The 9,902-nt window shown below is 35.9% G+C and carries 8 protein-coding genes and 6 tRNA genes; 3 read left to right on the forward strand and 11 right to left on the reverse strand.

Annotated elements, in window-relative coordinates; translation table 11 throughout:
* Positions 1-32: 32 nt before the first annotated feature.
* A complete protein-coding gene (gene ccpA / locus BMX09_RS03640; protein WP_089746350.1) occupies positions 33-1,034 on the reverse strand; it encodes a catabolite control protein A in 1,002 nt (333 codons plus the stop codon).
* Positions 1,035-1,231: 197 nt separating this feature from the next.
* Between ccpA and BMX09_RS03645 the strand changes: the two genes are divergently transcribed.
* On the forward strand, positions 1,232-2,323 hold the full coding sequence (locus BMX09_RS03645) for an aminopeptidase P family protein (protein WP_089746351.1): 1,092 nt from the start codon (positions 1,232-1,234) through the stop codon (positions 2,321-2,323).
* Positions 2,324-2,616: 293 nt separating this feature from the next.
* Here the strand turns inward: BMX09_RS03645 and BMX09_RS03650 are convergent, their stop codons facing one another.
* From BMX09_RS03650 to trpX, 4 genes are all read right to left on the reverse strand, one after another.
* A complete protein-coding gene (locus tag BMX09_RS03650; RefSeq protein WP_089746352.1) occupies positions 2,617-3,861 on the reverse strand; it encodes an aminopeptidase in 1,245 nt (414 codons plus the stop codon).
* A gap of 134 nt (positions 3,862-3,995) precedes the next feature.
* Positions 3,996-4,769 carry an ABC transporter ATP-binding protein gene (locus BMX09_RS03655; RefSeq protein ID WP_089746353.1) on the reverse strand — a complete coding sequence of 258 codons (774 nt, stop codon included), beginning with the start codon at positions 4,767-4,769 and terminating at the stop codon, positions 3,996-3,998.
* On the reverse strand, positions 4,770-5,660 hold the full coding sequence (locus tag BMX09_RS03660) for an ABC transporter permease (RefSeq protein ID WP_089746354.1): 891 nt from the start codon (positions 5,658-5,660) through the stop codon (positions 4,770-4,772).
* A complete protein-coding gene (gene trpX / locus BMX09_RS03665) occupies positions 5,661-6,710 on the reverse strand; it encodes a tryptophan ABC transporter substrate-binding protein (protein ID WP_089746355.1) in 1,050 nt (349 codons plus the stop codon).
* A 403-nt stretch (positions 6,711-7,113) separates the two neighbouring features.
* Here trpX and BMX09_RS03670 point away from each other — a divergent pair, with 403 nt between their 5' ends.
* Positions 7,114-8,034 (forward strand): DMT family transporter, encoded by a 921-nt coding sequence (locus BMX09_RS03670; RefSeq protein ID WP_089746356.1) that lies wholly within the window; start codon positions 7,114-7,116, stop codon positions 8,032-8,034.
* Between the two features lie 148 nt (positions 8,035-8,182).
* On the forward strand, positions 8,183-9,160 hold the full coding sequence (locus BMX09_RS03675) for a DMT family transporter (RefSeq protein ID WP_089746357.1): 978 nt from the start codon (positions 8,183-8,185) through the stop codon (positions 9,158-9,160).
* A gap of 185 nt (positions 9,161-9,345) precedes the next feature.
* Here the strand turns inward: BMX09_RS03675 and BMX09_RS03680 are convergent.
* The 6 genes from BMX09_RS03680 to BMX09_RS03705 form a co-directional block, all read right to left on the reverse strand.
* Positions 9,346-9,417: transfer RNA gene (locus BMX09_RS03680), tRNA-Glu, on the reverse strand.
* 12 nt (positions 9,418-9,429) lie between these two features.
* Positions 9,430-9,500: transfer RNA gene (locus tag BMX09_RS03685), tRNA-Gly, on the reverse strand.
* 9 nt (positions 9,501-9,509) lie between these two features.
* Positions 9,510-9,582, reverse strand: a tRNA-Asp gene (locus BMX09_RS03690).
* 21 nt (positions 9,583-9,603) lie between these two features.
* A tRNA-Ser gene (locus BMX09_RS03695) sits at positions 9,604-9,693 on the reverse strand.
* Between the two features lie 22 nt (positions 9,694-9,715).
* Positions 9,716-9,789 (reverse strand) — tRNA-Met (locus BMX09_RS03700).
* Positions 9,790-9,809: 20 nt separating this feature from the next.
* Positions 9,810-9,882 (reverse strand) — tRNA-Ala (locus BMX09_RS03705).
* Positions 9,883-9,902 lie beyond the last annotated feature (20 nt).

Here is a 9,902-nt window from a genome sequence, read left to right on the forward strand (position 1 = left end):
CCCTCATTATGATATGAAGGTGATTTTTTGAATTATTTTGTTGATTGTCGTTGTTCCATACGGTATGGTAATGTAATTTCATTTTGAGCAATTTCTTCTTTAAGCATAATTTTAGTTAATAAACGCATTGAAACTGCACCGATATCATATAATGGTGGTGCAATTGATGTTAAACATGGGCGTGTTAATTGCGTTAATTTTGAATTATTACTTGTAATGATTTCAAAATCTTCTGGTATTGAAACACCTTGATCTTTTAAGGCATTAACCATTCCAACAGCTACTTCATCATCGACTACTACAGCTGCTGTATTGTCTGCTGCTAATAATTTTTCAATAACATGTTCACCAGCTTTATAAGTTAATGGAATTTCATATACATTTTTTTCATTATATGTTATTCCAGCTTTTTCTAAGGCTGCACGATATCCTTGTAAACGTAAGTCATTAAAGGCTGTATTTTTTAATGTTCCTGTAATGAAAGCAATATTGTTATGCCCATTAGCAATAATAATATCTGTAGCTTCTTGAGTTGCTGTTTTGTAATCAATATTAACAGAAGCAATCTCATGTGATGAATCCATAGTACCTGCTAAAACAACCGGTGTGTTCGAACGCAACATTGCATCATATAATTCATCAGTAATTGTTGTTCCCATATAAATAATTCCATCAACTTGTTTTGATAACAAATTATTTAAAACTTTTACTTCTTGATTGGTACTTTGATCTGAATTAGCCAAAATAATATTATATTTGTACATTGTTGCAATATCGTCAATCCCACGAGCTAAACTTGAAAAATATAGATTAGTGACATCAGGAATAATTACCCCTACAGTTGTTGTTCTTTTGCTTGCTAGCCCTCGAGCTACTGCATTAGGTCGATAATCCAACCGGTCGATAACCTCTAATACTTTTTTCTTTGTTGTCTCTTTCACATTTTGATTTTCATTTACAACACGTGATACAGTTGCCATTGATACCCCAGCTTCACGGGCAACATCGTAAATTGTAACAGTTTGTTTCTCCATTTTTTCCACTCCTAAACACTTTTTATTTACATACACTAATCAATAGTTTTCCTATGTTATCATTATTAAATGTAGCACGTTAACATTCTCATTGCAAGCGTTTTACATATCTTTTTCAAAATTACTTTTCATTTTCTTTCATCGCCTTTATTATTTTATGATACACTAATATAAGATAATCATTAGGAGGAATTTTTATGAACAAATTAACCCGCTTAAACACTTTTTTAAGTGACCAACAATTAGATATTGCTTTTATTCAAGATCCAGCAACGATTCGATTCTTCACGAATTATAGTACTGACCCACATGAACGTGTTGTGAGCTTAGTCGTTGCTCCTGATAAGACTCCTTTACTATTTGTGCCTTCCTTAGAAGCAAAAATGGCGAAAGAAGCAGAACCAAACTTTACCATTGTTTCTTATCAAGATCACGAAAATCCCTATCAATTATTAACAGAGGCTATTATTCGTGAATTTAACACACCAAAAACTTGCGCTATCGAGAAAAAATATGTCACACTTTTCACTGCCGAACAATTAAAAATCTTTTTACCTGAATTAGTTTTTGCAACAGATTTAACTGATTTTGTTAATATGGAACGCATTATTAAAACGCCTGAACAAATTGCATTATTAAAAGAATCAGGAAAATTTGCTGATTTAGCGATGAAAGTCGGTGTTGACAGTTTACAGGTTGGCATTTCAGAAGTTGAAGTTGTTGCTAAAATCGAATATGAAATGAAAAAAGTTGGTATCTCACATATGAGCTTTGACACAATGGTCTTGTTCGGTGATCATGCTGCGGACCCTCATGGTGAACCAGGAACTCGTACATTAAAAGAAAATGAATTAGTCTTATTTGATTTAGGGACTATGTATAAAGGTTATGCAAGCGATATGACTCGTACTGTTTATTTTGGCCATGAGATTAAAGCGTTCGACCAAGAAATTCATCAAATTGTGCAGGAAGCTCATGATTTAGCAATGAAAGCTGTCAAACCAGGAATGACTGCTGAACAAATTGATGCCATTGCTCGAACTCATATTGAAAAAGCAGGTTATGGCGACTACTTTATCCACCGTCTAGGACATGGGATTGGTCAAAGTTGCCATGAGTTCCCTTCTATTATGTCTGGTAATACCTTAGTCTTACAAGAAGGCATGTGCTTTTCAATTGAACCAGGTATTTATATTCCTGGAAAAGTTGGTGTCCGTGTGGAAGATTGCGTTGTTGTAACCAAAGATGGCTGTATCTCATTTACCAATGCGCCAAGTTATACCGCTTAGTCCATGTACTATTCATTAACATTTTTATTATTTTACTATTAATCATTATATCTTTTAGGAAGTATTATTATTAATACTTCCCTTTTTTTTTGATTATACATAATTTTTACGAACATTCCTACTAAAATAACCATATTTTTTACATTTTTTTATTTTATCCATATTTCTTTAGTTTTTTGATTATTTTTATACTTTTCTTATTTTTACACATTTATTTACTTCATTATTCCTTGCGAACACAAAAAAACTACCTAGCTATATACTAGATAGTTTTTGTAGTTCATTATGATTTATTAGATAGCCCAATCACCATTACGGAAGATTGGTACCACTGAACCGTCTTCACGGATACCATCAACATCCATATTTTTAGAACCAATCATGAAGTCCACGTGTACGTCTGAACGGTTTAAGCCAGCTTCTTTTAATTGTTCTTCTGTTTCAAAGTCAGCTCCACCTTGAACACTTGTTGCGTATGCAGAACCGATTGCAATGTGGTTTGATGCATTTTCATCGTATAAAGTGTTAAAGAATGTGATACCTGATTGTGAAATTGGAGATGGGTCTGGAACTAAGGCTACTTCACCTAATCCACGAGCTCCCATATTGTCGGCTACTAAGTTTTTGATGACTTCATCGCCTTTTTCTGCTGAAATATCAACGATTTGACCATCTTTAAAGGTTGCTTTAATGCCTTCGATGATGTTACCGTTTAAGCTTAATGGTTTTGTGCTTGTTACATAACCTTCTGCTTTACGGAAATCTGGTGCAGAAAATACTTCTTCTGTAGGCATGTTAGCAATAAAGTGTTCGCCTTGTGCATTGATACTGCCAGCACTTTCCCATACATGGTTTTTAGGCATTCCTAGAGTCATATCTGTTCCTGGTGCAGTGTAGTGTAATGCTACAAATTGTTCTTTATTTAAAATGCTTGCTTTAGCATCTAACTTTTCTTCGTGAGCTTTCCATGCTGCTACTGGATCTTCTTCGTAAACGCGGCAAGTTTTGAAGATTTGATCCCATAATAAATCAACTGCTTCTTCATCAGTTGCTGCATTTGGGAATACTTTTTTAGCCCAAGCTGTTCCGGCTGCTGCTGCAACTGTCCAGCTCACTTTATTTGATTGTGTAGCTGTACGCATTGGTTTCATTGCTATGCTTGTTGCACGTGAAACGTTTGAGATTTTAGTTGGGTCAACTCCATTTAATGCATCTGGATCTGCTGAACGTACGCTTAAACGACTTGCTTTATTATCTAACATATAGTGCATTTCTTGAATTTTGTATTCTGGAACATTCATTAAACGTTCTTCTGACATATTCATTAAACGTTCACGAGAACAGAAATCATCAGTCCATTGAACCATAACTTCCGCTGCACCTAATGCGTAAGCTTCTTTTACGATTAAACGAGCTAATTCTGCTTGGTCAACATCAACTGTTACTACTAATGTATGTCCTGGTTGTACATTTAAGCCATTTGATACTAATAATTTAGCATATTTTTCTAGATTTTTTTCAAAGTTTGGTAATACCATCTTTTCAAATCCCCCTTCTTATTTACCAAATAATTGTAGCATATTATTGAGATTTTTTAAACATCGAGCGCTTAAGTATAGAAAAAAGCTTAATACCAGCCTACTTTTAGACCATACTAAGCTTTTTGTTTGGGTTATAGAAGAGTTTGTTCATCTAAATCAACTAACAACTGATATAGACTAGTCGTCGTTAAAAGGGATTTTTCCTCTTGTTTAAAGTCCCTAACAATTTTCCCACGATGTAAGACGATTAAGCGATTGCCATATTCTAGGGCATCTTGTAAATTATGCGTAATCATCATCGCTGTTAAGTTTTCTTGTTCGATTTTTTCTTTGGTTAGTTTCATAATTGTTCGTTCAGTTTTTGGGTCTAAAGCGGCAGTATGCTCATCTAATAAGAGTAATTCTGGTTTTTGCAGAGTGGCCATTAATAAAGCAATTGCCTGTCTTTGTCCCCCTGATAGTAAGCCCATTTCTGTTGTTAGTCGCTCTTCTAAGCCGAGATTCATTTGTTTGAGGCTATCTTTAAAGAGTTCCACATCAGCTTTTTTACTAGCTTTACGTAATGTGCGGCGTTTGCCTCGTCTTAAAGCTAGCGCCATATTTTCCTCTACAGTCATACGAGGTGCCGTTCCGTCTAGAGGATTTTGGTAGACACGACTAATTAGTTTGGCTCGTTTTGCTTCTGATAATTTTGTGACATCAGTATCGCCAATTATGATTTGCCCTTGATCAATTGGAAAGCTACCAGCAATCGCGTTTAAAAAGGTTGATTTCCCAGCACCATTGCCACCAACAATCGTGATAAAGTCACCCTTTTCAATTGTTAGACTAACTGATTTTAGTGCTTGGTGTTCGCGGTTAGTATGTGGAAAAAATATTTTGCTAATATTATTAATAGTAATCATCTACTCATCCCCCTGGCATTTTGAAACTAGTGTGAAACCTTTTTTAATTTGTGGAATTGATAAACACAGAGCTACCATCATTGCTGATAATAATTTAAAATCATTTGGACTAATAATTTCTAATTTTAAGACTGCTACAACTAATAAACGATAAATAATTGATCCAAAAACAATACAAATTAATCGCTCAGTAAAGCTCACATCTAAAAAGATAACTTCCCCAATAATAATCGCTGCCAAAGCAATTACAATCGTGCCAATTCCGCTATTCACATCACTAAAACCATTATATTGCGCTAAAACAGCCCCCGCCAAAGCAATCAAACTATTCGATACCATCAAGCCAAAAACCATCATCTTATTAGTAGAAATTCCTAAAGAAATCGCCATCTTCGGATTATCCCCCGTAGCAATTAACGCCTGACCCCATTCCGTCTTAAAAAACCAGACCATTACAACTATTAATAATGCCACTAATATGAAGCCCACTAATAATACATCATAATATTTCGGTAAATTAAATTGCGCCAAATCACTAAAAATCGTTTCATAGTTCAATAAACTCAAATTCGGACGCTGCATTATCTTCAAATTAACCGACATTAAAGCGGTCATCGTTAAAATACCCGCCAATAAACTTGGTATCTTACAGACAGTCATTAAAAAGCCCGTCACAGCACCAGCTATCCCACCTGCTATCATCGCCAAAAAAATGGCCATCACCGGATTGACACCTTGTTGCATCGCCACCACACAAACAGCTCCCCCCAACGGATAACAGCCTTCTGTTGTCATATCTGCAATATTTAAAATACGAAAACTAATAAATAACCCTAAAGATAATATTCCCCATAATACTCCTTGTGAAATTGCCGAAATAATTAATTCCATCTACTCACGTCCTTTCTCCATTTGCATTTCATCAACTGTAATGGCTTCTGCTTTGATTGCTGTTGGAATCTCTAGTCCTAATTGCTTAGCTTTTGCCTCATTCAAATAAACCACACCTTGATTGGCTAATACAACTGGCATCTGACTCGGCTCATCTCCTTGTAAAATATCAACCACCATCTGACTAGTTGCTAAGCCAATCTGATATTGATCCACACCAACCGCTAAGACACCACCATCTTTGACCATCGTATCTGATGAAGGGAAGACTGGAATCCCATATGCATCAGTGACTTGAGTAACAATCGACATCGAACTTGCTAAAACATTATCAATCGGAATAAACAAACAATCCACTTGAGCTACCAAATTTTCAGTAACTTGCTGAATATCATTCGAATTGAAGATACTCGCTTCCTTAACTACCAAACCTGCTTCTAATGCTAATTTTTTAGCTTCATCCGCTTGTTTCACAGCATTATCCTCACTAGAAGTATACAAAATCCCCATACTTACCATATTAGGAAGCAACTCTTTCATCAAGCGTAACTGCTCAGCAATCGGCGTACGATCACTAACACCAGTTATATTCTTACCTGGAAGTTCTTCTGATTCAACCAACCCCGCCTCAACTGGATAAGTAATCCCCGCCATAACAATCGGTAGCTCCGTGGTCGTATTTGCTAAAGCTAAAGCTGAAGGTGTTGTAATGGCCACTAATAAATCATTCCCATCAGTCACTAATTTTTCGCTCATCGTCACAAGATTGCTTTGATCACCTTGAGCATTTTGTACATCAATCACTATATTTTCCTTTGCTTCACTAAATCCTTCTAAAGCCAGACCATCCTCTAATCCTTGATAAATCTGATCCAAAGCTGGGTGACTTAATAATTGCAAGACACCTAAATGAATCGTTTGCTTTTTTTCTATATCGTTTTGAAAAGTCACTTCAGAATTCGCTTTGTGAGGTATCGTAAAAAAGCCAATAACTAACACCACCAATAACATCATCCCAAAGCCTCTTACTTTTATCGAACCATTTCTCATTACCATTTTCTCCTTTTATCGTTAGTTATAAAAAAAGAACCACAACTTATCTTAAAGTGTGGTTCATCGTACAAAAAAACCACGTAGACTTTATCTATTCTACGTGGTATATAATTTACGTCATTGCCACATAGATACATTCATGCAAAATGAAGGCTGTATCTATGAAAGACTTCAAAGAAAACAACCTGTACCTATTGGCTTTGCCAGCGCATATTCAATTGTATTTGAACGGCTTTTAATTCCATGATGTCGTCTCCTCTTCTCTCTTATTAATTCTATTATATTTTAAAACACGAAATTGTCAATAAGTTTTTTGTACCGCTTACATAAAAATAAAGATTGTATCATCGTTTTAATTACGATAAAATTATTCTTATACTATTTTTATGGAGGAAAATTAATGAAAAAATCATTAAAAGGAGTTGTTTTAACCTTAGCTGGTGCTATGGCTTGGGGACTATCCGGAACAAGTAGCCAATACTTAATGGCGACTTGCCATATTGACCCCGTTTGGCTAACATCACAAAGACTACTTGGCGGTGGAATTCTATTAAGTATCATTGGCTTCTATCAATGTCCTAAAAAAATGACAGGCATCTTAAAAAATAAAACAGATCGCATTCAATTACTAAAATTTGCAATTTTTGGATTATTATTCTCACAATTAACATATATTACAACTATTTCAAATACCAATGCCGGTACTGCGACTGTCTTACAATACCTATGTCCCGTCGTTATTATTTTTTATATGAGCTTAAAAAGCAAAACTTTACCTAGTGTCATTGAATTTTGCTCAATCGCTCTAGCCTTACTTGGTACATTTTTAATTACCACCCATGGAAACATCCATGAATTAGCCATCACACCAACAGGCTTAGCATGGGGCTTAACCTCAGCAATCGCCTATTCGCTGTATATGCTTTTACCAGAACAGTTAGTACGTAATTGGGGCAGTATTAGCGTCACAGGACTTGGTTTATTATTTGGGGGCATCGTCTTTTACGTAGGATCACAAGCTTGGCAATACCATATTAACTGGACACCAATGTTAATTATCGCATTAGTAGGTGGTGTCATTATTTCAGGAACAGTCTTAGCCTATACCCTATTTTTAAGTGGTATGATGCTTATTGGCCCCATCAAAAGCAGCTTAATCGCCTCAACTGAACCAATCTCAGCCGTCTTTTTCTCAGCACTATTACTTCATCAAGTATTTGGACTAATGGACATTTTAGGAATGGCATCCATTTTATCAGCCGTCATTCTCATCACCTTAAAAGATAGAATTTATTGGAAAAAGTTACATAAGAATACCTAATTTAGACAGATTTAAGATACATTATCTTGAATCTTTTTTTGTAGTCTAAGAATATGATTAGAATTTGAAAACGTTTTATAATTCGATTGTATTATCCGATTAATTGCGATAGAATACGTTGTAGAATAGTAATAAAGGAGATGTTTTTTTGAAAGAATCAACAAAAGGCGTTTTATTAACAATTGCTGGAGCAATAACATGGGGCTTATCTGGTACTTGTGGACAGTATTTAATGTCAGTTGGTAATGTCAATCCGATTTGGTTAACTTCCACACGAATGTTATGTGGAGGATTAATCTTATCTCTGATCGCTTTAAAAAAACGACCACAAAAATTTAAAGAATTAATGCACTCAAAAAGAGATTTACTGCAATTAACCATCTTTGGAATTTTTGGATTGTTATTCTCGCAATTAGCATATTTGATTACCATATCAAAAACTAATGCCGGAACAGCGACCGTTTTGCAATACTTATGTCCCATCATCATTATCTTTTACGCCAGTATTAAAAAAAGAAGTCTACCAACCAAAATTGAACTAGGCGCCATCGCTCTAGCAATCTTGGGGACTTTCCTATTAGCCACTCATGGTAGTATTCATGAATTAGCAATCACACCATCAGGACTAGCTTGGGGAATCACAACAGCATTTGCTTACTCATTATATATGATTTTACCTGATGAGTTAATCCACAAATGGGATAGCGTTACAATCACTGGATTAGGTCTTCTAATTGGAGGAATTGTTTGTACCCTTTTCTCAAGACCGTGGCAATACCAAGTAGTTTGGACGCCAATGGTTATCTTAACTTTATTCGGAATCATTTTTTTAGGGACAATCTTAGCCTTTACTTTATTCTTAAGTGGCATGATGATTATCGGTCCTGTCAATGGTAGTTTAATCGCATCCATTGAACCTATTTCAGCAGTTATTTTTGCTGTGACCATTATGGGTGAAAGTTTTGGTAAAATTGACGTTCTAGGAATTATCTTCATCATTATCGCCATCACTTTAATTACCTTAAAAGATAAGCTACATCTATCAGCTAAAACAAAACCTGCTAAAGAAGTAGAAGCTAATCTACAAACAGCTAAACAATTATCAAAAGCACCAATTTCACATTAACTAGAATAAATGATGTTGTTAAAGAAATCCTTTAATAGCATCATTTATTTTTTATACAAAAAAAGCATCTATTCCCTAATATAAAATAGTCTACAATTTTATACAATAAGGCAACAAATGCCGCGTAACATACTATTCAAAAATTTCTAAAAATAAAAAAACTAGCAACTGCTAGTTTTAATAAATGACCCGTACGGGAATCGAACCCGTGTTACCGCCGTGAAAGGGCGGTGTCTTAACCGCTTGACCAACGGGCCAGTATATTTTAAAGCGGGTGACGAGAATCGAACTCGCGACAACAGCTTGGAAGGCTGTAGTTTTACCACTAAACTACACCCGCAAAATTTAACGGTCCCGACGGGAATCGAACCCGCGATCTCCTGCGTGACAGGCAGGCATGTTAACCCCTACACCACGGAACCATAAAAAAAGCAAAAAAAAAAAGGAGGATAAGGGATTCGAACCCTTGCACGCTTTTACACGTCTGACGGTTTTCAAGACCGTTCCCTTCAGCCGGACTTGGGTAATCCTCCATAGCTTTATAAAAACAAAAAATAGCGGCGGAGGGAATCGAACCCACGACCTCCCGGGTATGAACCGGACGCTCTAGCCAGCTGAGCTACACCGCCAAACTATTAAAAATAAAAAATGGAGACTAGCGGGATCGAACCGCTGACCTCCTGCGTGCAAAGCAGGCGCTCTCCCATCTGAGCTAAGCCCCCATAAATCGGGAATACAGGAT

This window comes from Granulicatella balaenopterae (genome assembly GCF_900111135.1).
GTDB lineage: Bacteria > Bacillota > Bacilli > Lactobacillales > Aerococcaceae > Granulicatella > Granulicatella balaenopterae.